The organism is Streptomyces sp. 7R007, from assembly GCF_054850255.1.
Genome location: NZ_JBTWMV010000019.1, coordinates 92,896 through 117,247, shown reverse-complemented (window position 1 = coordinate 117,247; position 24,352 = coordinate 92,896). Strand labels below are relative to the sequence as shown.

26 protein-coding genes and 5 tRNA genes are annotated in these 24,352 nt (G+C 71.0%); 20 read left to right on the top strand and 11 right to left on the bottom strand.

Annotated features, from left to right (window positions below; translation table 11 throughout):
* Positions 1–245: 245 nt before the first annotated feature.
* The 4 genes from ACYF6T_RS24860 to ACYF6T_RS24845 all read right to left on the bottom strand — a co-directional run bounded on the left by ACYF6T_RS24860 (position 246) and on the right by ACYF6T_RS24845 (position 5,568).
* Entirely contained in the window at positions 246–821 is a 576-nt protein-coding gene (locus tag ACYF6T_RS24860) for a GTP-binding protein (RefSeq protein ID WP_461699074.1), read from the bottom strand.
* Positions 802–1,197, bottom strand: a complete 396-nt coding sequence (locus ACYF6T_RS24855; RefSeq protein WP_016432454.1) for a DUF742 domain-containing protein — start codon at positions 1,195–1,197, stop codon at positions 802–804. Before ACYF6T_RS24855 ends, ACYF6T_RS24860 begins: the two co-directional genes overlap by 20 nt.
* 111 nt (positions 1,198–1,308) lie before the next feature.
* Positions 1,309–1,722 (bottom strand): roadblock/LC7 domain-containing protein, encoded by a 414-nt coding sequence (locus ACYF6T_RS24850; RefSeq protein WP_030382516.1) that lies wholly within the window; start codon positions 1,720–1,722, stop codon positions 1,309–1,311.
* Positions 1,723–1,731: 9 nt separating this feature from the next.
* On the bottom strand, positions 1,732–5,568 hold the full coding sequence (locus ACYF6T_RS24845) for a sensor histidine kinase (RefSeq protein WP_461699072.1): 3,837 nt from the start codon (positions 5,566–5,568) through the stop codon (positions 1,732–1,734).
* A 570-nt stretch (positions 5,569–6,138) separates the two neighbouring features.
* On the opposite strand from ACYF6T_RS24845, the gene ACYF6T_RS24840 reads away from it, so the two are divergent.
* The 10 genes from ACYF6T_RS24840 to ACYF6T_RS24795 all read left to right on the top strand — a co-directional run bounded on the left by ACYF6T_RS24840 (position 6,139) and on the right by ACYF6T_RS24795 (position 10,672).
* Positions 6,139–6,327 carry a hypothetical protein gene (locus tag ACYF6T_RS24840; protein WP_461699070.1) on the top strand — a complete coding sequence of 63 codons (189 nt, stop codon included), beginning with the start codon at positions 6,139–6,141 and terminating at the stop codon, positions 6,325–6,327.
* A gap of 122 nt (positions 6,328–6,449) precedes the next feature.
* Positions 6,450–7,235, top strand: coding sequence for a fumarylacetoacetate hydrolase family protein (locus ACYF6T_RS24835; RefSeq protein ID WP_461699068.1), 786 nt, complete (start codon positions 6,450–6,452; stop codon positions 7,233–7,235).
* Positions 7,228–8,712, top strand: coding sequence for a glutamate--tRNA ligase (gene gltX, locus ACYF6T_RS24830; protein WP_461699066.1), 1,485 nt, complete (start codon positions 7,228–7,230; stop codon positions 8,710–8,712). The genes ACYF6T_RS24835 and gltX overlap by 8 nt, the downstream gene beginning before the upstream one ends.
* A 114-nt stretch (positions 8,713–8,826) precedes the next feature.
* Positions 8,827–9,336 (top strand): hypothetical protein, encoded by a 510-nt coding sequence (locus tag ACYF6T_RS24825; RefSeq protein WP_461699064.1) that lies wholly within the window; start codon positions 8,827–8,829, stop codon positions 9,334–9,336.
* 43 nt (positions 9,337–9,379) lie between these two features.
* Positions 9,380–10,111, top strand: a complete 732-nt coding sequence (locus tag ACYF6T_RS24820; protein WP_461699063.1) for an HAD family hydrolase — start codon at positions 9,380–9,382, stop codon at positions 10,109–10,111.
* A 92-nt stretch (positions 10,112–10,203) separates the two neighbouring features.
* Positions 10,204–10,275 (top strand) — tRNA-Gln (locus tag ACYF6T_RS24815).
* A 39-nt stretch (positions 10,276–10,314) separates the two neighbouring features.
* Positions 10,315–10,387, top strand: a tRNA-Glu gene (locus tag ACYF6T_RS24810).
* 19 nt (positions 10,388–10,406) lie between these two features.
* Positions 10,407–10,479: transfer RNA gene (locus ACYF6T_RS24805), tRNA-Glu, on the top strand.
* 20 nt (positions 10,480–10,499) lie between these two features.
* Positions 10,500–10,571: transfer RNA gene (locus ACYF6T_RS24800), tRNA-Gln, on the top strand.
* 28 nt (positions 10,572–10,599) lie between these two features.
* Positions 10,600–10,672: transfer RNA gene (locus ACYF6T_RS24795), tRNA-Glu, on the top strand.
* A 53-nt stretch (positions 10,673–10,725) separates the two neighbouring features.
* On the opposite strand, the gene ACYF6T_RS24790 is transcribed toward ACYF6T_RS24795, so the two are convergent.
* Positions 10,726–11,373, bottom strand: coding sequence for a MerR family transcriptional regulator (locus ACYF6T_RS24790; RefSeq protein WP_461699061.1), 648 nt, complete (start codon positions 11,371–11,373; stop codon positions 10,726–10,728).
* Between the two features lie 83 nt (positions 11,374–11,456).
* On the opposite strand from ACYF6T_RS24790, the gene ACYF6T_RS24785 reads away from it, so the two are divergent.
* Positions 11,457–11,960 carry a DUF4188 domain-containing protein gene (locus tag ACYF6T_RS24785; RefSeq protein ID WP_461699060.1) on the top strand — a complete coding sequence of 168 codons (504 nt, stop codon included), beginning with the start codon at positions 11,457–11,459 and terminating at the stop codon, positions 11,958–11,960.
* 72 nt (positions 11,961–12,032) lie between these two features.
* Here the strand turns inward: ACYF6T_RS24785 and ndgR are convergent, their stop codons facing one another.
* Complete coding sequence (gene ndgR / locus ACYF6T_RS24780) at positions 12,033–12,749, bottom strand: IclR family transcriptional regulator NdgR (protein WP_026278050.1); 717 nt, start codon at positions 12,747–12,749, stop codon at positions 12,033–12,035.
* Between the two features lie 186 nt (positions 12,750–12,935).
* On the opposite strand from ndgR, the gene leuC reads away from it, so the two are divergent.
* From leuC to ACYF6T_RS24760, 4 genes are all read left to right on the top strand, one after another.
* Positions 12,936–14,360, top strand: coding sequence for a 3-isopropylmalate dehydratase large subunit (leuC, locus tag ACYF6T_RS24775; RefSeq protein WP_461699059.1), 1,425 nt, complete (start codon positions 12,936–12,938; stop codon positions 14,358–14,360).
* Positions 14,361–14,366: 6 nt separating this feature from the next.
* Positions 14,367–14,960, top strand: coding sequence for a 3-isopropylmalate dehydratase small subunit (leuD, locus tag ACYF6T_RS24770; RefSeq protein WP_461699058.1), 594 nt, complete (start codon positions 14,367–14,369; stop codon positions 14,958–14,960).
* 277 nt (positions 14,961–15,237) lie between these two features.
* Entirely contained in the window at positions 15,238–15,468 is a 231-nt protein-coding gene (locus ACYF6T_RS24765; protein ID WP_461699057.1) for an SCO5555 family protein, read from the top strand.
* Between the two features lie 137 nt (positions 15,469–15,605).
* Positions 15,606–16,244, top strand: coding sequence for an HU family DNA-binding protein (locus tag ACYF6T_RS24760; RefSeq protein WP_461699055.1), 639 nt, complete (start codon positions 15,606–15,608; stop codon positions 16,242–16,244).
* A gap of 103 nt (positions 16,245–16,347) precedes the next feature.
* Here the strand turns inward: ACYF6T_RS24760 and ACYF6T_RS24755 are convergent, their stop codons facing one another.
* Positions 16,348–16,551 (bottom strand): hypothetical protein, encoded by a 204-nt coding sequence (locus tag ACYF6T_RS24755; RefSeq protein WP_461699053.1) that lies wholly within the window; start codon positions 16,549–16,551, stop codon positions 16,348–16,350.
* Positions 16,552–16,572: 21 nt separating this feature from the next.
* Positions 16,573–17,211, bottom strand: coding sequence for a 2-phospho-L-lactate guanylyltransferase (gene cofC / locus ACYF6T_RS24750; RefSeq protein ID WP_461699052.1), 639 nt, complete (start codon positions 17,209–17,211; stop codon positions 16,573–16,575).
* Between the two features lie 184 nt (positions 17,212–17,395).
* Here cofC and ACYF6T_RS24745 point away from each other — a divergent pair, with 184 nt between their 5' ends.
* The 3 genes from ACYF6T_RS24745 to ACYF6T_RS24735 all read left to right on the top strand — a co-directional run bounded on the left by ACYF6T_RS24745 (position 17,396) and on the right by ACYF6T_RS24735 (position 20,404).
* The gene (locus ACYF6T_RS24745; protein WP_461699051.1) at positions 17,396–18,160 is read left to right on the top strand and encodes a lysophospholipid acyltransferase family protein; all 765 of its coding nucleotides are present in this window, start codon (positions 17,396–17,398) and stop codon (positions 18,158–18,160) included.
* Positions 18,157–19,167, top strand: a complete 1,011-nt coding sequence (locus tag ACYF6T_RS24740) for an NAD(P)H-dependent glycerol-3-phosphate dehydrogenase (protein ID WP_461699050.1) — start codon at positions 18,157–18,159, stop codon at positions 19,165–19,167. Before ACYF6T_RS24745 ends, ACYF6T_RS24740 begins: the two co-directional genes overlap by 4 nt.
* Before the next feature lie 82 nt (positions 19,168–19,249).
* Entirely contained in the window at positions 19,250–20,404 is a 1,155-nt protein-coding gene (locus tag ACYF6T_RS24735; RefSeq protein ID WP_461699048.1) for a D-alanine--D-alanine ligase family protein, read from the top strand.
* Between the two features lie 37 nt (positions 20,405–20,441).
* On the opposite strand, the gene ACYF6T_RS24730 is transcribed toward ACYF6T_RS24735, so the two are convergent.
* Together ACYF6T_RS24730 and ACYF6T_RS24725 are read right to left on the bottom strand one after the other, a co-directional pair.
* Positions 20,442–20,924, bottom strand: coding sequence for a DUF3515 domain-containing protein (locus ACYF6T_RS24730; RefSeq protein ID WP_461699047.1), 483 nt, complete (start codon positions 20,922–20,924; stop codon positions 20,442–20,444).
* Between the two features lie 20 nt (positions 20,925–20,944).
* The gene (locus ACYF6T_RS24725; RefSeq protein ID WP_003997603.1) at positions 20,945–21,178 is read right to left on the bottom strand and encodes an Lrp/AsnC family transcriptional regulator; all 234 of its coding nucleotides are present in this window, start codon (positions 21,176–21,178) and stop codon (positions 20,945–20,947) included.
* Between the two features lie 206 nt (positions 21,179–21,384).
* On the opposite strand from ACYF6T_RS24725, the gene ACYF6T_RS24720 reads away from it, so the two are divergent.
* Together ACYF6T_RS24720 and thiD are read left to right on the top strand one after the other, a co-directional pair.
* On the top strand, positions 21,385–22,353 hold the full coding sequence (locus tag ACYF6T_RS24720) for a thiamine-phosphate kinase (RefSeq protein ID WP_461699045.1): 969 nt from the start codon (positions 21,385–21,387) through the stop codon (positions 22,351–22,353).
* Complete coding sequence (thiD, locus tag ACYF6T_RS24715) at positions 22,350–23,147, top strand: bifunctional hydroxymethylpyrimidine kinase/phosphomethylpyrimidine kinase (RefSeq protein ID WP_461699043.1); 798 nt, start codon at positions 22,350–22,352, stop codon at positions 23,145–23,147. Before ACYF6T_RS24720 ends, thiD begins: the two co-directional genes overlap by 4 nt.
* Here thiD and ACYF6T_RS24710 read toward each other — a convergent pair.
* A complete protein-coding gene (locus tag ACYF6T_RS24710) occupies positions 23,135–24,340 on the bottom strand; it encodes an FAD-dependent monooxygenase (protein WP_461699041.1) in 1,206 nt (401 codons plus the stop codon). The genes thiD and ACYF6T_RS24710 overlap by 13 nt on opposite strands.
* Positions 24,341–24,352 lie beyond the last annotated feature (12 nt).

The following is a 24,352-nucleotide window of genomic DNA, read 5'->3' as shown; positions in this document are numbered from 1 at the left end:
TCCAAACAGTGGAAGGCGATGATTCGGCACAATGTAAGGACCAGATAAAACGGTCATAAAGAGCGAGCCCCGTCAAATGACGGGGCCTATGTGGACGGAGCGACACCGGCTGACCGCGACGCGTGGCCGTACCACCCGATTCCTCTGTCAAAACGTTATGAACACCGGGGTCGACCGTGTCAAAGGCCACAGTCGACTCCGGTATATCTACGACAACTGCCGTACGCGGGCACGGAATTGGTGATCTACCTCAGCCGTGCCATGAGTGCGTGCTCGACCAGGGTGATCAGCGCACTCTTGGCGTCGGCCCGGTGCCGGGCGTCCGTCGTGATGATCGGGGTGTCCGGACCGATCTGCAGCGCCTCGCGCACCTCCTCCGGGGAGTAGGGCTGGTGCCCGTCGAAGCCGTTGAGGGCGACGACGAACGGCAGCCCGCTGTTCTCGAAGTAGTCCACCGCCGGGAAGCAGTCGGCCAGGCGCCGGGTGTCCACGAGCACCACCGCGCCGATCGCACCGCGCACCAGGTCGTCCCACATGAACCAGAAGCGGTCCTGGCCGGGGGTGCCGAACAGGTACAGGATCAGGTCCTGGTCGAGCGTGATACGGCCGAAGTCCATGGCCACCGTGGTGGTGGTCTTGTCCCCGGTGTGGGTGAGGTCGTCGATGCCCGCGGACGCGGACGTCATGACGGCCTCGGTGCGCAGCGGGTTGATCTCCGAGACGGCACCCACGAAGGTCGTCTTGCCGACGCCGAAGCCGCCCGCCACCACGATCTTCGCGGAGGTGGTGGCCCGGCTCGGTTCAGAGCTTGCGAAGTCCACTGAGCACCCTTTCGAGCAGGGTCACGTCCGGCGCACCGGTCGTCTCGTCGCCACCAGGCTGGTGGATGGCGACGAGCCCGGCCTCGGCCAGGTCCGCGACAAGGATCCGGGCCACGCCCAGCGGCATGGCCAGCAGCGCCGACACCTCGGCGACCGACTTGACCTCACGGCACAGGTGGCAGATGCGCTGGTGCTCCGGGAGCAGCCCCATGAGCGCTGCCGGGTCGGCCGTGGTGCTGATCAGCGCCTCTATGGCGAGCTGGTAACGCGGCCGGGTCCGGCCACCGGTCATCGCGTACGGACGTACCAGTGGCTGGTCGCCCTCATCCTCGTACGGCTCCGCGTACGGATCATGAGAGGCGGTGGGCGGGGTCATGAATCCTCCGGGCGGGACAGCAAGTCGGTCGGGCAAGCCGTCTGACGGGGCCGGTGGGGGGATTGTGGCGGCCGGACGGTGATTTGGTGAGACGGGTGGTGTCGGTGCCGGTCAGTGAAGCAGACTGCCCTGGAGCTCGGCGCGCAGGTCGGGCGTGAGAACCGCGCCCGCGCGGTCGACCAGGAGCGCCATCTCGTAGCCGACCAGGCCGATGTCGCACTCGGGGTGTGCGAGCACGGCCAGGGACGAGCCGTCCGAGATGGACATCAAGAAGAGGAAGCCGCGTTCCATCTCGACGACCGTCTGCGCCACGTTGCCGCCCTCGAAGATCCGGGAGGCCCCGGCGGTCAGCGAGGTGAGCCCGGACGCGACGGCCGCCAGCTGGTCGGCGCGGTCACGCGGGAAGCCTTCCGACATCGCCAGAAGGAGACCGTCGGCGGACACGACGACGGTGTGGGACACACCGGGGGTGTTGTCCACGAAGTTGGTGATCAACCAGTTGAGGTTCTGTGCCGCCTGGCTCATCTGGCTCAACTATCGCTCCTGCTGGTGAGTGGGGCTCGGGAAGGTGCCCGTCTGGCCGGTGCCGGCCTGACGACCCTGCGCGATGCCCCGACGGAGATTGGTCAGCCGGCCGCGTACGTCGTCAGGCGCACGCGAGACCTGCGGACCGGCTTGGTGCTGTTGCTGCTGAGCCGTGCCCGGGACGAGGTTCGCCCGGGGCACCCGGCGCGGCAGGCCGGAGGTGGTGACGCCGCCCGCGGCCGGCTGCCGGACGCGCTCCGCCTGCCGCACGAGGTCGTCGTTGGGCGAGCTGCGCCAGGAAGCCTGGGCGGCGGGACGCTGGGGGGCCGCGGGAGCCTGCGGCTGCGGCGCGGCCGGAGCCGAGCCGTTGTGCTGCTGCCGCTCCTGCTGGCCGCCGTGGAACCAGTTGGTCTCAAGGGTGTCGTACAGCGGCGTACGGCCGTCACCGGGGCCGGTCGCCGGCGGCAGGGCCTCGGGCTCCTGACGCGGCGCGGGCCGCTGCTGCGGACGCGGCGGGACGGGCGGGCGCGGGACGCCGAAGTCCGCCGCACCCCGGTCGCCGTTGACCTGCGGCCGCTCGAACTGGCCGGTCTGGGACGGGTTCTGACGGCCCGGCAGGTTGTGCTGCCCGGTGGAGGAGCCGTCGAAGCCGCCGGTGGCGAACTGGCCGGTGGAGCCGCTGTCGTAGGCCTGTGGGATGGCGAACTGGCCCGTGTTGGCCGGGTCGTTCGGGTTGTTGTTCTGGCCGCTGGGCGCACCGAAGACGTCCGAGCGGACGAACTGGCCGGTGTTCTGGCCGGTGTTCTGACCGCTGTTCGCAGCCGGGGCGGGCGCGGGGGTGCCGAAGTCCGGACGGGGGAACTGGCCGGTGCTCTGCGCGGGGTCCTGGCCGGCCCGGCCGAGGTCGGGGCGCGGGAACTGGCCGGTGTCCTGGCCGGAGCGGCCGAACCGGCCCGTGTCCTGGCGGCCGTTCGGGGCCGGGGCGCCGAAGTCCGGGCGGGGGAACTCCGAGGTGGAGCCGGGGCCCTGCCGGTCGTCGACGCGCGGCATGGGGGAGGTCTCGTCGTGGCCGCGCGGGGTGTCGAGCGAGGCGCGCGGCACCGGCGGCTGCGCGTTCTCGTCGCTCCAACTCGGCGTGCGGGGCTGCTGGTTGCCGCCCGGCAGCTCGGCCCGCGGGCCGCCACGGCCGAGCAGCCCGCGCCGGCCGCCCTGCTCGCCGCCACCGGAGCCCGCGGGAGCGGACTGCGGCGGCACCGGACCGCGACCGCCGAAGGCGTCCTGACCCGTGCCCGCGGCCTGCAGGCCCTGCGGCGCACCCGGCGCCTGGCCGAACCCGGCGCCCGCACCGGCGGGAGCCGGCCGGCCCTGCGGCGGAACGGCCGGGGACTGCGGTCCGCGCGCACCGCCCGGCGCACCCGGACGGCCGCCGTTCTGGCCCGCGCCCGGCAGCGCGGCTCGCGGCCCCTGACCGGCCCCGAGCCGACCGCCGCCGCCCGACGGGGCACCGGAGCCGAGCGCACCGCCCGGCGCGCCCGCGCCGAGAGCCGGACCGCCCGGGGCGCCCGCGCCGGCCTGCCGGCGGGCCGCGGCCGCACCGGCGGCGGCCTGCGCGGCGGCCGGGCCGCCGGAGGCACCGGGACCGCCCTGGCCGGGCTTGCCCGGAGCGGGCTTCTTGGCGCCCTGGGCGACGTCGACGGGCAGCATGACCAGCGCGGTCGTACCACCGGAGTCGGACGGGCGCAGCTGGATGCGGATGCCGTGGCGCTGCGAGAGGCGGCCGACCACGAACAGACCCATGCGGCGGGAGACGGAGACGTCCACGGTGGGCGGCGAGGCGAGCCGCTCGTTGATCGCCGCGAGGTCCTCGGGCGAGAGACCGATGCCGGTGTCGTGGATCTCGATCAGCACCCGGCCGTCGGGCAGCGCGTGACCGGTGACCTTGACCTTGGTCTGCGGCGAGGAGAAGGAGGTCGCGTTCTCCAGCAGCTCGGCGAGCAGGTGCACGAGGTCGTTGACCACGCGGCCGGCCACTTCGGTGGTCGGCACGGCGGCCAGCTCGATGCGCTCGTACTGCTCCACCTCGGACGCGGCGGCGCGCAGCACGTCGACCAGCGGGACCGGACGGGTCCAGCGCCGGCCGGGCTCCTCACCGGCGAGGACGAGGAGGTTCTCACCGTTACGGCGCATACGCGTCGCGAGGTGGTCGAGCTTGAACAGCGACGACAGCTGGTCCGGGTCGGCCTCGCGGGACTCCAGCTCGGAGATGAGCGAGAGCTGGCGCTGGATGAGGCCCTGGGAGCGGCGCGAGAGGTTGGTGAACATCGCGTTGACGTTGCCCCGCAGCAGGGCCTGCTCGGCGGCGAGGCGGACCGCCTCGCGGTGCACGTCGTCGAAGGCCGCGGCCACCTGGCCGATCTCGTCCCGGGAGTGCACACCGACCGACTCGACGGAGGTGTCGACGTCCTGCGGGTCCGACTCCGACAGCTGCTTGACCAGCTCGGGCAGCCGGTCCTGGGCGACCTTGGTGGCGGTCTCCTGCAGCCGGCGCAGCGAGCGGATCATGGAGCGGGCCACGACGAAGGCGCCGACGAGGGAGACACCGAGCACGAGCAGGATCAGCGCACCGGAGATGATCGCCTCGCGCTCGGAGACCGAGCGCAGCTCGCGGGCCTTCTGGTCCATCTCCTCGAGGAGCGTGTGCTCGATCTTCGACATCTGCTCGATCTTGGTCGAGCTGTCGTCCACCCAGTCCTGGTAGGACCGCTTCTGCAGGTCGGACAGGCCGTCCTGGCTGGCCAGGGCGCGGCCGGCGTAGGTGTCGGTGGCCTTGATCGTGGCGTTGTTCTCCTCGATGGGCTTGAGGAGCTGCGCGGCGGCCTCGGTGCCGTAGAGGCTCTTGAAGGTGCGGAGTTCGGACTCCTCGCTGGCCAGCGCCGACTGGGCGTACAGGCGGTCGTTGGACGACAGGTCGCCGGAGGTGTCGGTGTTGGCGGGCAGGGCCGCGGCGAGGACCGCGCGCTGCACGGACGCGTACTCCTTGGCGGAGGAGAACGCGGCCAGGGCGCGGGTGCGCTGGATCATCTCGGGGTTGCTGGTGGCCTGCGCCATGTCCTGCGAGAGGTCCAGCAGGTTGGTGATGAGCCGGTGGTAGGCCTCCACCGTCTGGGTGGAGTTGCCCTTCGACTCGTACGCCGTGTTGCGTATCTTCGCCAGCGTGTCCAGGTCGCGCACCAGACCGACCAGGGTCTCGCGCACGCCCTGCAGGTTGCCGGACTTGATGGCGGAGGTGTCGATCTTCTCCGCGGCGTCCTTGAAGTTCGCCTCGGCCTGGTCCGTCTTGTCGCGGTAGCCCTTGACCGTGTACTTCGTCGACGTCGAGGAGCCGTGCGCGAGCGGACCGGCGGACAGGTCGCGCTCCTCCTGGAGCGCGGCGGCCAGTTCGGTGGCCTGGTTGGTCATGTCCGTCAGCAGCTTCATGTTGTCGAGCTGCTGGATGTCGTCCATGTTGTCGCTGATGCGCAGCGCGCCCAGCGAGGTGGCCGCGACCACGGGCAGCGCGAGCAGCGACACCAGACGCGTGGAGATGCGCCAGTTGCGCAGGGCCATGCGCGAGCCGGGGCCGGTCGGGCCCTTGGGCGGCTTGACGACCGGAGCGGTGGGGCTCGCCGACCCGGTGGACGCCGTCACGCCGGGACGCCCGGGGCGCTCGCCGGCGCTGTCGCCGGCCGGGGCCGGGCCCGGGTTCTGGGCGTGCTGGGGCGAGGAGCTGCCGGCCATCGGGCCAGTCCCGCCGTGCGGCTCCGGCTCCGCCGAAGCGCCGTTATCCCTCTTGAAACGTCCCTGCACTAGCGTCGCAACCTCTGGACCAGGCGCCCTTCCGCGTGAACGGAAGGACACGGTGTCGGCGTTGTGGGGAGCGCCCTGAACGCGCCCCCCTGGTGGTCGTCAGTGACCGGCGCTGGCTCCCCCTGTCTCGCCGCCACTCGGCGCTGCGTTGCGCCCCCTGCGCGCCGGCTCGATCCTGCGGCGGTCCGTGGCATTCCAGCACAGTGCAGGATCTCCAACAAGGCTCATGGGTCATGCCGTGACCTACGTGACAGCTCGTGAGTAGGGGGTCACCAGCCGTAGAGCGGGATCCGGCGCATACCGGGCGTAAGCCCGCGAGTTGCCCGGGACCGGACGGTGTCCCAGTCGCCATGATCAGGAGCGGAATGATGGCTTCAGGCCGTCAATGTCCGTTTCGTTGGGGTGAGTTGCGGGTCTGAATTGACCGGTTTGCGTGCGAGCCCGTGAGCAAACTCACATGCCGATCAAGGCGTCTGAGCGTCTTCCGCAGGGAATTGCATGTTTAGCCTGACGCTTTACAGGATGCAGGCAACTGCACACCCATCACTGAGGACGAGGTCAAGTTCAACCGTGAAGACGACGCTGATGTTCCGCAACATAGCCAACCCGCGGCGCACGACCCTGGCCCACCTCACGGACGCCGGCGAACTGCAGACCCCGGAGCAGCCGGAGCACTCCCTCGATCTTCCCACCCAGACCGCCAACCCCAAGCGCACCGTCCTCGTGGAGGTCCCCTCCTCGGCCTCCGCCGCGGAGTAGTACGCACGCGGGGCGCTGATCACTCAAGGCGCCCCGGCGGTCGTGCGCAGGGCGGCGGACCTCGGCCGCGTTAGCCTGGAGCGTCAGACTCCAGCCGGCTCAGTAGAGGGGCGCCAGCACCCGTGCGCATCGCCAGATTCTCCATCGACGGCAACGTCGCCTTCGGCGCGGTCGAGGGCGACAGGCCGGACGAGCTCGTCCTCGACATCATCAAGGGCATCCCGTTCGCGGACTTCGAGCTCTCCGGCACGAAGGTGCCGCTGAACAAGGTCAGGCTGCTGCCGCCGGTGCTCCCCAACAAGGTCGTGGCCTTCGGCCGCAACTACGCGGAGCACGCCCGCGAGCTGGGCAACGAGGTGCCCGACGCGCCGTTCGCCTTCTTCAAGCCGTCCACCTCGGTGATCGGCCCCGGCGACGAGATCCGGTACCCGTCCTTCACCGAGGACCTCCACCACGAGGCGGAACTGGCCGTCGTCATCGGCCGCATGTGCCGCGAGGTCCCGCGCGAGCGCGTGGCCGACGTGATCTTCGGCTACACCTGCGCGAACGACGTCACCGCGCGTGACGTGCAGAAGCGCGAGAAGCAGTGGGCGCGGGCCAAGGGCTTCGACTCCTCCTGCCCGCTCGGCCCCTGGGTGGAGACCGGCCTGGACCTCGCGACGGCCTCGGACCTGACCGTGCAGCTCACGGTCAACGGCGAACAGCGCCAGCTCGGCCGTACCAGCGAGATGATCCACCCCATCGAGGACCTGATCGTCAACATCACCGAGGCCATGACGCTGCTCCCCGGCGACGTGATCCTCACGGGCACCCCGGCAGGCGTCGGACCGCTCACCGTCGGCGACGAGGTCGCCGTCACCATCGAAGGCATCGGCACTCTCACCAACAAGGTTGTCAAGCGTGGCTAGCGCACCCGGCTCCCCCGTACGCGTCCGTTTCTGCCCCTCGCCCACCGGTAACCCCCACGTGGGCCTGGTCCGCACCGCCCTGTTCAACTGGGCGTTCGCCCGGCACCACCAGGGCACCCTCGTCTTCCGCATCGAGGACACCGACGCGGCCCGCGACTCCGAGGAGTCCTACCACCAGCTCCTCGAAGCGATGCGCTGGCTGGGCTTCGACTGGGACGAGGGCCCCGAGGTGGGCGGCCCGCACGCGCCGTACCGCCAGTCGCAGCGCATGGACCTCTACGCCGACGTCGCGCGCAAGCTTCTCGACGCCGGCCACGCGTACCACTGCTACTGCTCCCAGGAGGAGCTGGACAGCCGCCGCGAGGCCGCCCGCGCCGCCGGCAGGCCGTCCGGCTACGACGGCCACTGCCGCGACCTCACGGCCGCGCAGGTCGAGGAGTACCGGGCCCAGGGCCGTACGCCGATCGTCCGGTTCCGCATGCCCGACGAGACGATCACCTTCACGGACCTGGTCCGCGGCGAGCTGACGTTCACCCCGGAGAACGTCCCGGACTACGGGATCGTACGAGCCAACGGCGCCCCGCTGTACACGCTGGTCAACCCCGTCGACGACGCCCTGATGGAGATCACCCACGTCCTGCGCGGCGAGGACCTGCTCTCCTCCACCCCGCGCCAGATCGCCCTGTACCGGGCGCTGATCGAGCTCGGGATCGCCAAGGGCGTCCCCGAGTTCGGCCATCTGCCGTACGTCATGGGCGAGGGCAACAAGAAGCTGTCCAAGCGCGACCCGCAGGCGTCCCTCAACCTCTACCGCGAGCAGGGCTTCCTGCCCGAGGGCCTGCTCAACTACCTCTCGCTGCTGGGCTGGTCGCTCTCGGCGGACCGGGACGTCTTCTCCGTCGAGGAGATGATCGCGGCCTTCGACATCGCCGACGTCAACCCGAACCCGGCCCGCTTCGACCTCAAGAAGTGCGAGTCGATCAACGGCGACCACATCCGGCTGCTGGACGTCAAGGACTTCACGGAGCGCTGCGCTCCCTGGCTGAAGGCCCCGTTCGCGCCCTGGGCGCCGGAGGACTTCGACGAGTCGAAGTGGCAGGCGATCGCCCCGCACGCGCAGACCCGCCTGAAGGTCCTGTCGGAGATCACCGACAACGTCGACTTCCTCTTCCTGCCCGAGCCGGTCTTCGACGAGCCGTCCTGGACGAAGGCGATGAAGGAGGGCAGCGACGCCCTGCTGCGCACGGCCCGCGAGAAGCTGGAGTCGGCGGACTGGACCTCGGCCGAGTCCCTGAAGGAGGCCGTCCTGGCCGCCGGCGAGGCCCACGGCCTCAAGCTCGGCAAGGCCCAGGCCCCGGTCCGCGTGGCGGTCACCGGCCGCACGGTCGGCCTCCCCCTCTTCGAGTCCCTGGAAGTCCTGGGCAAGGAGAAGACGCTGGCCCGCATCGACGCCGCGCTGGCGAAGCTGACGGCGTAGCCGAGTCCCCGTGCAGGACGGCACCCGGCCCCCGGGCGCCGTCCTGCACGCGTACCGCGCGATGTTCACGGCCGCGTCACGCGATCTTCGCCCGGCTCCCGCACTCTCATGGGCATGTCATCCGGGAGAACCACCCTCAGACTGACCGTCCCCGTCGGCCTCGCGGCCCTGACGCTCGTGGCCACCGGCGCCCTGACGCCGGCCTCCGCCGCCACCTACTGGACCTTCCGCAACGACTACGAGGGCACCTGCCTCACCGCGTCGGGCACGACCGACAGCGTCTGGACGGCCGCCTGCGACGACTCCCTCGCCAGCCGCAACTGGTACTGGAGCAGCGACGAGCTCACCGACATCAACGGCGTCGCCTTCCACCGGCTGGTCAGCAAGGTCAACGGCAAGTGCCTGACCACGGACCAGAAGACCGCGACCAACGTCGTGTGGACGAGCACCTGCGGCGGCAGCTCGGGGCAGTTCTGGCGGGGCAGCGACTCGCTGACCAACTACGACGGCGACCTGCTGCGCAGCTCCTCCAACGGTGACGCCGTCTACGCCAGCCCGATCAGCGTCGTGAACCAGTACGGCATCGAGCCCGAGCGGTTCATCTGGTGGGGCGCGCACGACTGACGGTCCCCTCCCGGTCCCGTCGGGGCCGGGATACCGTCGGATCATGAGCATTCGCGCCGTGATCTGGGACGTGGACGACACCCTCTTCGACTACACCACCGCGGACCGCGAAGGCATGCGCCGTCATCTGCGCGCCGAGGGCCTGCTGACGGGGGACGAGACCCCGGAGCAGGCCCTCGTGCGGTGGCGGGCGGTCACCGACGCCCAGTGGGCGCGGTTCTCGGCGGGGGAGACGACGTTCGAGGGGCAGCGGCGCGACCGTGTGCGGGTGTTCCTGGGGCGGGAGCTGAGCGACGCCGAGGCCGACGCCTGGTTCCGGCGGTACATGGTCCACTACGAGACCGCCTGGGGCCTGTTCCCGGACGTGCTGCCCGCCCTCGACGCGCTCGCCGCCAGCCACCGGCACGCGGTGCTGTCCAACTCCAGCCTCACCGTCCAGGACCGCAAGCTGCGCGTCCTGGGCGTGCACGACCGCTTCGAGGTCATCCTGTGCGCCGCCGAACTGGGCGTCTCCAAGCCCGAGGCCGCCGCCTTCCGCGCCGCCTGCGACGCCCTGCGGCTCGCCCCGCACGAGGTGGCGTACGTCGGCGACCACCCGGAGATCGACGGCCGCGGAGCCGCCGACGCCGGACTGCTGTCGGTGTGGATCGACCGCGGCGGCGTGTACACCGGCGCGGACGTCCCCGCAGGCCCGCACCGGATCGCCTCGCTCGCCGAACTCCCAGCGGTCCTCGGCGCCGATACCCGTTTTGGAGCCCCGTCCACCTTCAGGTAATGTTCTTCCTGCGCCGCCGGGGAGCGGGCCGAAAGGTCCGAGAGCCGGAGGAGCGAACTAGAACGAGATCCCCACAGGGGCTTGCGTTCCAGTGGCCTATGGTGTAATTGGCAGCACGACTGATTCTGGTTCAGTTAGTCTTGGTTCGAGTCCAGGTAGGCCAGCTCGCAGAGCTCATCTGCGCCCGCGGATCACATCCGCAAGCCCCCGTTGTGTAGCGGCCTAGCACGCTGCCCTCTCAAGGCAGTAGCGCCGGTTCGAATCCGGTCGGGGGTACGGATCCTTCGGGATCGAGGCCCCCGTTGTGTAGCGGCCTAGCACGCCGCCCTCTCAAGGCGGTAGCGCCGGTTCGAATCCGGTCGGGGGTACTGACTGGTCTAAACCACATTGGTCTATGGTGTAATTGGCAGCACGACTGATTCTGGTTCAGTTAGTCTTGGTTCGAGTCCAGGTAGACCAGCTCGGACCTGCGGCGACGCAGCGTCCATGCCCCCGTTGTGTAGCGGCCTAGCACGCCGCCCTCTCAAGGCGGTAGCGCCGGTTCGAATCCGGTCGGGGGTACACCGAGGCGAGGCCCTCCACCTCAGGGTGGGGGGCCTTCGCCGTTCCGGGGCTCACTCGAAGCCGTACCGCCGCGTCGACTCCTCCTCCTGGGCCAGCCGGTGCAGGGCCTGCAGCAGCGGCTCGTTCAGGATCGCGCCCAGCACCGCGAACTCCACCCGGCCGGCCGCCTGCGGCGAGTACGTCTCCATGTTGTCCAGGTCGAGCACGGCCGTGCGGTACATCAACTCGGCGTACGGCGCGAGCTGTTCGGCCCCCCACGCGTAGCCGAGCCGGCGGAAGGCGGCCACCGCCGCGACCGCCGAGCGGTAGGCGGGGGAGACGGTCGTCAGCCGCCGGGCGTTCTCCCAGCCGAGCCGGTCCAGCAGCGCGGTGACCTCGCGGTGGGCGGCCCGGACGTACTCGTCCTCCTCGTCCGGCTCCGGCACCTGCGGCAGCGCCCACAGCGCCGCGCCCAGCCGGATCGAGCCGCCCAGCGAGTCGTCGTCGACGTGCCCGAGGACCTCCCGGACCGTCGCCACCGGAATGCGGCCCACCTGGATCATCGCCCGCACCAGCCGCAGCCGGCGCAGGTGCTCCTCGCCGTACTCGGCCGTCGTCGTGTTGACCTGCCGGCCGGGCGGCAACAGCCCTTCGCGCAGGTAGTACTTGATCGTCGCGGTGGAGACTCCGCTGCGCTCGCTGAGTTCGGCCAGCCTCATCCCTTGCGCCCTTCCTCGGATACCGGCACTATCCAAACATGCGCCGCTCGGATAGCGTCGCTCGCCAACGAGGGGGAGAGGCCATGGTGTCCCGTACGACCGCCGACGCGAAGGGCGATGTCGTCGTCCTGCTGATCGGCATGCGCGTCAACCGCTTCCGGGCCGTCCACCTGTGGCTTCCGGTGATGCTCGCGATGCTGCGCATGCTGCGCGAGCTGGCGAGGGACCCCGCCCGGGGCCTGCGCGGGCACGTCCTGCTGACGGCCTCGCCGCGCACGTACTACGTCGTGCAGTACTGGGAGTCCAAGGAGAAGCTCTACGCCTACGCGACCGCGCCGGACGCCTTCCACCACCAGGCGTGGTCCGCCCTCAACCGCAAGGAGCGCAGCGGGAAGCTGCGCGGGCAGGTGGGCATCTGGCACGAGGCGTACGTCGTGCCGGAGGGGTCCTACGAGGCGATCTACGCGGACATGCCGGCGTTCGGCCTCGCGGCGGCGCACGGGCAGATCCCGCTGGAGAAGCGGGGCCGGTACGCGAAGGACCGGTTCGCCCACCGCTCGCGGAAGGTGACCGAAGAGGCCGGGTGACCGGGGGATCGGGGGAAGGGGGAGGGCCTGCCGCGGCGTTGGGGCGGGCCCTCCCCCTCGGCGTTCCCGGGGTCAGCCGGAGCGGCGCAGGGCCTCGGAGAGGCGGGCGGCGGCGTCGATGACCGCCTGGGCGTGCATACGGCCCGGGTGACGCGTCAGGCGCTCGATGGGCCCGGAGACCGAGACGGCGGCCACCACGCGGTTGGAGGGGCCGCGGACGGGCGCGGAGACGGACGCGACGCCCGGCTCGCGCTCGCCGATGGACTGGGCCCAGCCGCGGCGCCGTACGCCCGACAGGGCGGTGGCCGTGAAGCGGGCGCCCTGCAGGCCCCGGTGCAGGCGCTCGGGCTCCTCCCAGGCCATCAGGATCTGCGCGGAGGAGCCGGCCTTCATGGTGAGGGTCGAGCCGACCGGAACGGTGTCCCGCAGGCCGGACAGGCGCTCGGCCGCGGCGACGCAGATGCGCATGTCGCCCTGGCGGCGGTAGAGCTGGGCGCTCTCGCCCGTGACGTCCCTGAGGTGCGTGAGCACCGGGCCCGCCGTGGCGAGCAGCCGGTCCTCGCCCGCGGCCGCGGCCAGCTCCGCCAGGCGCGGGCCGAGGATGAAACGGCCCTGCATGTCCCGTGCCACCATGCGGTGGTGTTCCAGGGCCACGGCCAGTCGGTGGGCCGTTGGTCGTGCGAGTCCGGTGGCCGCGACCAGGCCCGCGAGGGTGGCCGGACCGGACTCCAGGGCGCTCAGGACAAGGGCCGCCTTGTCCAGAACTCCCACGCCGCTACTGTTGTCCATGAAACGATACTCGCGTCTCACTCTGTGAAACGCAAGTTCAATTTTCCGTGGAACACGCCACTCTGGAATGACACAGCGGCCCGTGGACCAGGGGCCCGGCGGCGGACGCCCGAAAAGGGGCGCGGGCGCTGCCTCCTCAAGATCTCTAGTTGGGCCGGTGGACGTTTGCCGGCCGGAGGGAAAGCGATGGGTAGGACACTCGCGGAGAAGGTCTGGGACGACCATGTCGTCCGGCGCGCCGAGGGCGAGCCCGACCTCCTCTTCATCGATCTGCACCTGCTGCACGAGGTGACCAGCCCGCAGGCCTTCGACGGCCTGAGGCAGAACGGCCGGAAGGTGCGCCGTCTCGACCTCACCATCGCGACCGAGGACCACAACACCCCGACCCTCGACATCGACAAGCCCATCGCCGACCCGGTCTCCCGCGCCCAGCTGGAGACGCTGCGCAAGAACTGCGCGGAGTTCGGCGTCCGGCTGCACCCGCTGGGCGACGTCGAGCAGGGCGTCGTGCACGTCGTCGGCCCGCAGCTGGGCCTGACCCAGCCCGGCACCACCGTCGTCTGCGGCGACTCCCACACCTCCACGCACGGTGCCTTCGGCGCCCTGGCGTTCGGCATCGGCACCTCCCAGGTGGAGCACGTGCTGGCCACCCAGACGCTGCCGCTGGCCCGCCCGAAGACCATGGCCATCACGGTCGACGGCGAGCTGCCCGAGGGCGTCACCGCCAAGGACCTGATCCTGGCGATCATCGCCAAGATCGGCACCGGCGGCGGCCAGGGCTACATCCTGGAGTACCGCGGCTCCGCCATCGAGAAGCTCTCGATGGAGGCCCGGATGACCATCTGCAACATGTCGATCGAGGCCGGCGCCCGCGCGGGCATGATCGCCCCCGACGAGACCACCTTCGAATACCTCAAGGGCCGCCCGCACGCCCCCGAGGGCGAGGAGTGGGACGCGGCGGTCGCGTACTGGAAGACGCTCAGGACCGACGAGGACGCCGAGTTCGACGCCGAGGTCGTCATCGACGCCGCCTCGCTGTCGCCGTTCGTCACCTGGGGCACCAACCCCGGCCAGGGCGCACCGCTTTCGGCGTCGGTCCCCGACCCTGCTTCGTACGAAGACGCTTCGGAGCGCCTCGCCGCCGAAAAGGCCCTGGAATACATGGGGTTGGAGGCCGGACAGCCGCTGCGCTCCATCAGGGTGGACACCGTCTTCGTAGGTTCGTGCACCAACGGCCGCATCGAGGACCTGCGCGCCGCCGCCGACATCCTGAAGGACCGCAAAGTCGCCGACGGCGTACGGATGCTGGTCGTCCCGGGCTCCGCGCGGGTTGGTCTGCAGGCCGTCTCCGAGGGCCTGGACGTCGTCTTCAAGGAGGCCGGCGCCGAATGGCGGCACGCGGGCTGCTCGATGTGCCTGGGCATGAACCCCGACCAGCTCGCCCCCGGTGAGCGCTCCGCCTCCACCTCCAACCGCAACTTCGAGGGCCGGCAGGGCAAGGGCGGCCGGACGCACCTGGTCTCCCCGCAGGTCGCCGCCGCGACCGCCGTGCTGGGCCACCTGGCCTCGCCCGCCGACCTGTCCGACGCCCCCGCGCCCGCTGGAGTCTGATCAGCCATGGAAGCTTTCACCACGCACACCGGCCGGGCCGTCCCGCTGCGCCGCTCCAACGTCGACACCGACCAGATCATCCCTGCTCACTGGCTCAAGAAGGTGACCCGGGACGGCTTCGAGGACGGGCTGTTCGAGGCCTGGCGCAAGGACGAGACCTTCATCCTCAACCGCCCCGAGCGCAAGGGCGCCACGGTCCTGGTCGCCGGCCCCGACTTCGGCACCGGCTCCTCCCGCGAGCACGCCGTCTGGGCGCTGCAGAACTACGGCTTCAAGGCCGTCATCTCCTCCCGCTTCGCCGACATCTTCCGCGGCAACTCGCTGAAGAACGGCCTGCTCACGGTGGTTCTCGACCAGAAGATCGTGGACGCCCTGTGGGAGCTCACGGAGGAGGACCCCGAGGCCGAGATCACCGTCGACCTGGAGAACCGCGAGGTGCGCGCCGAGGGCGTCACCGCCTCCTTCGAGCTGGACGAGAACTCCCGCTGGCGGCTGCTGAACGGGCTGGACGACATCTCCATCACCCTCCAGAACGAGGCCGACATCGCGGCCTACGAGGCGAAGCGGCCGTCGTACAAGCCGAAGACGCTCCCGGTCTGAGCGGCGTCCCTCTGAGGAGCCTCTGAGCCCCATCTGAACAGGGCGAGTTTCAGCCACCCCGGTACCCCCGATCAGCCCGATCGGGGGTACTGCCGTGTCCGGGCCCGGACGGCTCGGCGCGCCGATTGGCTTTCATTCAACTTCCCACGTTAGAACGGGTGTTGCCGGGGTACGCGAGAGCTGAAGCCGTGACTTCCGGATGCGCCCGGACGGCCGTTTGAGGTGGCAGTTGCACCCTGGGCAGGCGACAACTCGCCCCAGATGGCACAATCTGTGCATGGAACACGACGGCCAACTCAAGCTCTATGCGGCGGTCGCGGACCAACTCAAGAGAGCGCACGCAAGGGTGCGCGCACTGCAAGTCCCGGAGGGCGTACGGATGGCGCTGACCCGGAAGCTGCTGGTCATTACGGCCGTGGCCAAGCACGATCTCGCCGACGCGGCAAGGCGACTGGAGCGGTTCGAGGCGGACCTCGACGAGGGGCGAATCCCCGAAGAGGAACGCTGAGCAACTCCCAGACAGTCGAGTCCGTTGCGGCACAAGGGTGATAAGCCCGTTTCGTGTTTGATTTGCGGTATATATCTGCCTAACGTGCGAAAAGGCTTGAACGCATTCGTTCTGGCAATGTCTCCGAAGGGGAAGACGTGAACAAGGCGCAGCTCGTAGAAGCGATTGCCGACAAGATGGGCGGCCGCCAGCAGGCCGCCGACGCGGTCGACGCGGTCCTGGACGCCATCGTCCGCGCGGTGGTCGGCGGCGACCGGGTCTCGGTCACCGGCTTCGGTTCGTTCGAGAAGGTCGACCGTCCGGCCCGGTACGCCCGCAACCCCCAGACGGGCGAGCGGGTTCGGGTCAAGAAGACCTCCGTGCCGCGCTTCCGCGCGGGCCAGGGCTTCAAGGACCTGGTGAGCGGCTCGAAGAAGCTCCCGCGCGGCGGCGAGGTCGCCGTCAAGAAGGCGCCGAAGGGCAGCCTGTCCGGCGGTGCGTCCGCCACGGTCAAGAAGGCCGCGGCGAAGAAGACCACCGCCAAGAAGGCGACCGCGACGGCGAAGAAGACCACCGCCAAGAAGACCACGGCGACGGCGAAGAAGACCACGGCGAAGAAGGCTCCCGCCAAGAAGACCACGGCGACGGCCAAGACCACCGCCGCGAAGAAGACCACCGCCAAGAAGGCGACGGCCAAGAAGGCCCCGGCGAAGAAGGCGACCGCCAAGAAGGCGCCCGCCAAGAAGTCGACGGCTCGCACCACCACCGCCAAGAAGGCCACCGCCCGCAAGAGGTAGGGGCAGCAGGGCACTCACGCGCCGGGCCGGACTCCGCGTCGGAGTCCGGCCCGCGGCGTGTGCGCGGACTGTTCAACCAGGTTGTTCGGTCGAGCAGGCTGTTTCAGAAGGTCTGCAGCGTGACCAGAGTGATGCGGGGGGCGTCCGCGGGCCCCTCGGTCTCGATGCGCACCCGCTGCCCGGGCCGCAGCAGCCGCAGCCCCCCCGCGTCGAACGCCGCCGCGTCGAAGGGGACGGGGGTGCCGTCGTCGAGGAGCACCTGTCCGCCGCGGGTGACGGGGTCGTACGTGTACGCGGTGGCCTGCATGACGGTCAGGGTAGTGCCTTCTCAGGTACGGGGGATCAGCAGTCCCGCCGACATCGCCGCCGTATGGCGGCCCACCCCCAGCGTCAGCGCCGCCCGCAGGTCGTCGCCGGTGTCCACGTCCTGGCGTACGGAATCCACGGCGGTCAGCCGGAGTTCCACGGCGCCCGAGGCGCGATGACGGAAACGGGAATCCGTGCCGAAGGCCGGGCGCAATTCCTCACCCGCAGCGGCCGCCAGGAGAGTGGTGCCGATATCCGCGGCATCCGGCAGGAAAGCGCGCGGGAATTCCCTCGCCGCGTCCAGGACCCGGGCCAATTCCGGCGAGCGCAGCGCCGGCAGGTCGGCGTTCAGCGCGGCCACGGGGGTGCGCGGGCGGTCGGCGCGCACGGTGGCCGCCGCGTGGGCCAGCGCCGCGTTCAGGCCGCCGCGCGGCTCGTCGGCGATGATCCGGGCGCCCAGCGCGGCCAGCTCGCGGCCGGCCAGGGCGTCGTCCGTGACGACCGCCACATCCCCGACCTCCCCACAGGCCAGCGCGGCGGCCACCGTGTCCTGGGCGAAGGCGAGGGCGAGGCCCGGGCGCAGCCCGTCGTGGGCGGTGTCCGAGAGCCTGCTCTTGGCCCGCGCCAGAGGTTTCAGGGGTATGACCAAGGTCCACAGCACGAGCGTTCCGTCCCTCTCTTGTCGCGGCCATTGTCACTCAGCCGTCACCTCGGCCATCTGGCGGTCGCGGCGTCGGGGCGTACGGTGTTCTCGACAGACCGGCGGCCTGGGGCGACACTTGTGCGGCCCCCCGGCCCGACGTTTCCGGGCCGATGCCCCACGGCCCCTAGAGGAAGGTGCGCGCGTGCCCCGCCGCAGAATCGGCTTCTGGTACCGCTTCGCCGCGGTGATCTGCAAACCGCCGCTGGTGGTTCTGATCAAGCGGGACTGGCGCGGAATGGAGCACATTCCGGCCGAGGGCGGATTTATCACCGCGGTGAACCACAATTCCCACGTGGACCCCTTCGCGTACGCGCACTATCAGTACAACACCGGGCGGGTCCCGCGATTCCTCGCCAAGAGCGGTCTTTTCAAGAAGGGATTCGTCGGCGCCGCCATGCGCGGCACCGGGCAGATCCCCGTCTACCGCGAGTCCACGGACGCGCTCAGCGCCTTCCGGGCCGCGGTCGACGCCGTGGAGCGCGGCGAGTGCGTGGTCTTCTACCCCGAGGGCACCATCACCCGCGACCCCGACCAGTGGCCGATGACCGGCAAGACCGGCGCGGCCCGGGTCGCCCTGCAGACCAGGTGCCCGGTGATCCCGATCGCCCAGTGGGGCGCCAACGAACTGCTGCCGCCGTACGCCAAGAAGCCCCACCTCCTGCCGCGCAAGACCCACCACGTGCTCGCGGGCCCGCCGGTGGACCTGTCCCGCTTCTACGGCAAGGAGATGACCGCGGACGTGCTGAAGGAGGCGACCGAGGTCATCATGGCCGCCATCACCCGCCAGCTGGAGGAGATCCGCGGCGAGAAGGCGCCCGCGACGCCGTACGACCCGCGCCGGGAGCGGATCGAGCAGCGGCGCAGGACACAGGCGCAGACGGGCCGGGAAGAGGAGAGCGCCCAGTGAGCAAGCCGGTCAAGGCGGCGGTCTTCAGCGCCGGTTCGTGGGGCACGGCGTTCGGCATGGTGCTGGCCGACGCGGGCTGCGAGGTCACCCTGTGGGCCCGCCGCGCGGAGGTCGCCGAGGCGGTCAACTCCGGCCGTACGAACCCCGACTACCTGCCCGGCGTGGAGCTCCCGGAGAACCTGCGGGCCACCACCGACCCCGCCGAGGCCGCCGCCGGCGCCGACTTCACCGTGCTGTCGGTGCCGTCCCAGACGATGCGCGCCAACCTCGCCGAGTGGGCGCCGCTGCTGGCGCCCGACACGGTCCTGGTGTCGCTGATGAAGGGCGTCGAACTCGGCTCCGCCATGCGGATGAGCGAGGTCATCGAGGACGTCGCCAAGGTGGGCGCCGACCGGATCGCCGTGGTCACCGGGCCCAACCTGGCCCGGGAGATCGCCGCCCGGATGCCGGCCGCCGCGGTGGTCGCCTGCACCGACGAGGCGGTCGCGCGGCGCCTGCAGGGCGTCTGCCACACGCCGTACTTCCGCCCGTACACCAACACCGACGTGGTGGGCTGCGAACTGGGCGGCGCGGTCAAGAACGTCATCGGGCTCGCCGTCGGCATCGCGGACGGCATGGGACTCGGCGACAACGCCAAGGGCTCCCTCATCACCCGCGGCCTCGCGGAGACCACCCGCCTCGGGGTCGCCCTCGGCGCCGACCCGCTGACCTTCTCCGGCCTCGCGGGCCTGGGCGACCTGGTGGCCACCTGCTCCTCGCCGCTGTCGCGCAACCACACCTTCGGCACCAACCTCGGCAAGGGCATGACCCTGCAGGAGACCATCGCGGTCACCAAGCAGACCGCCGAGGGCGTCAAGTCCTGTGAGTCGGTGCTGGATCTGGCGCGCCGGCACGGCGTCGACATGCCGATCACCGAGACGGTCGTCGCCATCGTGCACGAGGGCAAGTCCCCGGTGGTCGCCGTGAAGGAGCTCATGTCGCGCAGCGCGAAGCCCGAACGACGCTGAGCGACGGCACCGTTTTTTGCTCCGTTCGGCGCGGGGGCGCACGCTGTCTCAGGGCCCTACCACCGGGTACTCTCAACGCGATATGAGCACCGAGAACCTTCCCCAGAGCCCTCAGCAGCCGCCGCGCAAGCCGCGCGTGGCCGTCGTGTTCGGCGGCCGCAGCTCCGAACACGGGATCTCCGTGGTCACCGCCGGCGCCGTGCTGCGGGCCATCGACCGGACCAAGTACGACGTGCTGCCGATCGGCATCACCCGGGAAGGGCGCTGGGCGCTCACGGCCGACGAACCGGAACGCATGGCGATCACCGACCGCCGTACGCCCGAGGTCGAGGACGTGGCGGAGTCGAGCGAGGGCGGCGTGGTGCTCCCCCTCGACCCCGGCAACCGCGAAGTCGTCGTCAGCGAGCCCGGATCGGTGCCCAAGGCGCTCGGTGAGGTCGACGTCGTCTTCCCCGTCCTGCACGGCCCCTACGGCGAGGACGGCACGCTGCAAGGACTGCTGGAGCTCTCCGGTGTCCCGTACGTGGGTTCGGGTGTGCTCGCCTCGGCCGTCGGCCAGGACAAGGAGTACATGAAGCGGGTGTTCACCTCCTTCGGGCTCACGGTCGGCCCGTACGTGGTGATCCGGCCGCGAGAGTGGGAGCGGGACGAGGCGGCCGCCCGCAAGAAGATCGTCGACTTCGCCGGCGAGCACGGCTGGCCGCTGTTCGTGAAGCCGGCGCGCGCCGGTTCGTCGATCGGCATCACCAAGGTCGACGACGTCTCCGGCCTCTCCGACGCGATCGCCGAGGCCCAGCGGCACGACCCGAAGATCCTGGTCGAGGCGGCGCTCAGGGGACGCGAGATCGAGTGCGGGGTGCTGGAGTTCGAGGACGGGCCGCGCGCCTCCGTCCCGGCCGAGATCCCGCCGCCGCAGGCGCACGCGTACTACGACTTCGAGGCGAAGTACATCGACTCGACCCCGGGGATCGTGCCGGCGCCGCTCACGCCGGAGCAGACCGCCGAGGTGCGGAAGCTCGCCGTGGAGGCGTTCGAGGCGGCCTCCTGCGAGGGCCTGGTCCGCGCGGACTTCTTCCTCACCGACGACGGGTTCGTCATCAACGAGATCAACACCCTGCCCGGCTTCACGCCGATCTCGATGTACCCGCAGATGTGGCAGGCGAGCGGGATCGGCTACCCCGAACTGGTGGACCAGCTCATCCAGGCGGCCCTGCGCAGGCCGACGGGTCTGCGCTGAACCACGACAGGTCCTGGTCGCTGGCCCAGGACAGGCTCTAGTCGGCGATCCCCTTGGGGATCGCCTTCTTGATCGCCGGTGCCAGATCCACCAGCGGCGCCATGCCGCCCCCGGTGCGGTCCTCGGGGATGGTCACCTCGACGTACGCCTCGCGCAGGGTCGTGGTGAACCGGAAGGAACCGTCCTTCTGCTTCTGCAGCAGCCAGCCCACGCCGTTCACCTCGACCCCGTCGGCCTCCGGATCGCCCATCTCCGCGGGCCGCGCGACACCGCAGCGCAGTATGATCGCCGGGTTCCCCCACCCCGCGGTCAGCGCGGACGCGGGCGTGGGATCCCGGCGGTCCTGTCCGTCGACCCCGGACGGCAGCGCCTTGTCCAGGTTCCGGCACAGTCCGGTCACCTTCGCCCCCGGTGAGGGAACCGCCGCCGACGCGCTGTCGTCTGCCGAGGAGCAGCCCACGGCGGTGATCAGCAGGGCGAGCGCGGGCAGACCGATGAGCCGGTGACGGAAAAGGTTCACCGGCCAAGGGTAGACGGGGGCTACAGATGCACGACCGGGCAGGTCAGGGTGCGGGTGATGCCGTCCACTTGCTGGACCTTCGCCACCACCATGCGGCCGAGGTCGTCCACGGTGTCGGCCTGCGCCCGCACGATCACGTCATAGGGTCCTGTCACGTCCTCGGCCTGGATCACCCCAGGAATCTTGCTGATCGTCTCGGCGACGGTCGACGCTTTGCCGACCTCCGTCTGGATCAGGATGTACGCCTGTACCACGGAACCTCCAGGGCGGCCACGAGGATCATGTGGGGAAAAGGAACGCCACGGTATCGCGTCGCCACGCGCCGCGGGGAGACCTGCGAGGGCCGGGGCTCGCGTGCCGGGGATCGGGCACGACACAGGTTGACGGACACCTCGACCGTATCGAGGACACTGGTCACGCGCGACCGGGCACGGCAAGGGACAGAAGGGGAGCAAGGGCGATGAAGGGCACGGTTGGTGAGCTCGGGGAGTTCGGGCTCATCAGGGAGCTCACCTCCCGTCTCACCACCACTCCGGCGGTCCGGGTCGGCCCCGGCGACGACGCCGCGGTGGTCGCCGCCCCCGACCGGCGGGTCGTGGCCTCCACCGACATCCTCCTGGAGGGCCGGCACTTCCGCCGCGACTGGTCGACCGCGTACGACGTGGGCCGCAAGGCCGCCGCCCAGAACCTCGCGGACATCGCCGCCATGGGCGCCGTGCCGACGGCCCTGCTGCTCGGCCTGGTCGTGCCCGCCGAACTGCCGGTGACCTGGCCCAGCGAGCTGATGGACGGCCTGCGCGACGAGTGCCAGGTCGCGGGCGCCTCGGTGGTCGGCGGGGATGTCGTACGGGGCGACACGATCATGGTGTCGATCACCGCGCTCGGCGACCTGCGCAACCAGGAGCCCGTCACCCGGGCCGGCGCCCAGCCCGGCGACCTCGTCGCGGTGACCGGCTGGCTGGGCTGGTCGGCGGCCGGGTACGCGGTGCTGTCCCGGGGCTTCCGCTCGCCGCGGGCCTTCGTGGAGGCGCACCGGCGCCCCGAGCCGCCGTACCACGCGGGTCCGGCCGCCGCCGCGCTCGGCGCGACCGCGATGTGCGACGTCAGCGACGGGCTGATCGCCGACCTCGGGCACATCGCCGAGGCCAGCAAGGTCCGCATCGACATCCGCTCCGGCGCGGTCGACATCCCCTCGCAGATGAGCGACATCGGGCAGGCCGTCGGCGTCGACCCCATGCAGTGGGTGCTGACCGGGGGAGAGGACCACGCGATCGTGGCGACCTTCCCGCCGGACGTGAAACTGCCGGCCCGCTGGAAGGTGATCGGCGAGGTCCTCAACCCCTCGGCCCTGCCCCAGGTGACGGTCGACGGGGCGCCCTGGACGAGCAAGGGCGGCTGGGACCACTTCGGCGGGGACATCGAGTCGTGAAGCCCCGCGTGCTGACGGTCGCGGGCTCCGACTCCGGCGGAGGGGCCGGGATCCAGGCCGACCTGAAGACGATGCTCGCCCTCGGCGTGCACGGCATGAGCGTCGTCACGGCGGTCACCGCGCAGAACTCCCTGGGCGTACAGGGCGCTTGGGAGCTGCCGGTGGCGGCGGTGCGGGCCCAGTACCGCAGCGTGGTCGACGACATCGGCGTCCAGGCCGTGAAGACCGGGATGCTGGCCTCGGCCGAACTCGTCGAGGCGGCGGCGGAGTTGATCGGCGCCACCGACGTGCCCGCCGTCGTCGACCCGGTGGGCGTCTCCAAGCACGGGGACCCGCTGCTCGCGGCCTCCGCGCTGGAGTCCGTGCGCGCCATGCTGCTCCCGGTGGCCACCGTCGCCACCCCGAACCTCGACGAGGTCGCCCAACTCACCGGCGTGCACGTCGAGTCGGAGGACCAGCTCCGGCAGGCCGCGGCGGCCGTGCTGGCGTACGGGCCGCGGTGGGTGCTCGTCAAGGGCGGCCATCTGCCCGGTGACGCCGTGGACCTGCTCACCGACGGCACCGAGGAGCACTGGCTGCGCGCGCCCCGCCACGACAACCGGCACACGCACGGCACGGGCTGCACCCTCGCCTCCGCGATCGCCTCGCAGCTGGCGAAGGGGCAGTCCGTGCCGGAGGCGGTGCGGGCCGCCAAGGAGTACGTCACCGGGGCGATCGCCGCGGGCTTCGCGCTCGGCTCCGGGATCGGTCCCGTGGACCACGCCTGGGCGCTCCGGCCCGGTCAGAACGGGTAGTCCCGCAGCCTGATGTCCGTGGCCGCCTTCTCCGTCAGCCTCTTGAAGAAGCGGGCCAGCGGACGGGAGGCGAGGATCCGGTACATGCGGTCCCGGCTGCGGATGCGCCGCTCGCTCGCCGGGGCGAAGAACGGTCCGGCGTTGCCGGAGATCTTCTGGCAGCCCTTGGCGAAGTCCCGGACCCGGGCCTCGTACTCCGCGAAGGCGGTGCGGAAGTCGCCGCCCGCGAGGGCGAGTTCACCGGCGAGGACGTACGCGCCGACGATCGCCACGCCCGTGCCCATCCCGCCCATGGTCGCCCCGTACCCGGCGTCCCCGAGCAGCGCCACGCGGCCCTTGGTGAGGCGGTCGACGTGGATCTGGGCGATCGCGTCGAAGTACACGTCGTCGGCCTCTTCCAGGGCCTTCAGGACGGCCGGGCCCTCCCAGCCCATCCCGGCGAAACGGTCCAGCAGCAGCCCTTTGACCGACGCGACGTCCCGGCGGTCGTACACCAGCTCCTCGGACCGGAAGACCAGCAGCGCGCTCGCCCTCTCCGGGTCGCCGTCGTAGTTGCCGACGACCATCGCCCGGCCCGGCTCGCTGTAGACGCGGCCGGTGCGGTCCAGGCCCAGGTGGTTGGGGACGTCGAAGCCGGCCACGTAGTGGTCGAAGAAGCGCAGGTAGCGGGACTCGTCGCCGAAGACCAGACGGCGGGTGTTCGAGTGCAGCCCGTCCGCGCCGACGACGAGGTCGAAGCGGCGCGGAGCGCCCCGCTCGAAGGCGACGTCCACGCCCCGGGCGTCCTCGGCGAGGGAGGCGATCGAGTCGCCGAAGACGTACTCGACGTCGTCCTTCGTGCGCTCGTACATGATCCGCGCCAGTTCGCCGCGGAAGATCTCCACGTCCCCGCTCATCAGGTCGGCGGGCAGGTCCACGCGCGGGCTGCCGTCCGCGTCGACCACGGTCTGGCGGCCCATGTGGGTCTGGCGGGCGTGGATCTCGTCCCAGATGCCCATGGAGGTGAGGACCGTGCGGTGGACGTGGCCGCGGAAGTCGACCGCGAAGCCGCCGCCGCGCAGCTCCGGGGCCTTCTCGACGACGGTCACCCGGGCGCCGAGCCGTGACAGGTCGAGGGCGAGGGCGGGGCCGGCGACGCTCGCGCCGGAGATCAGGACGGTGAGGTGGCTCAGGGCCTTCGTCTGCTGCGTCATGCGATGAGCGTC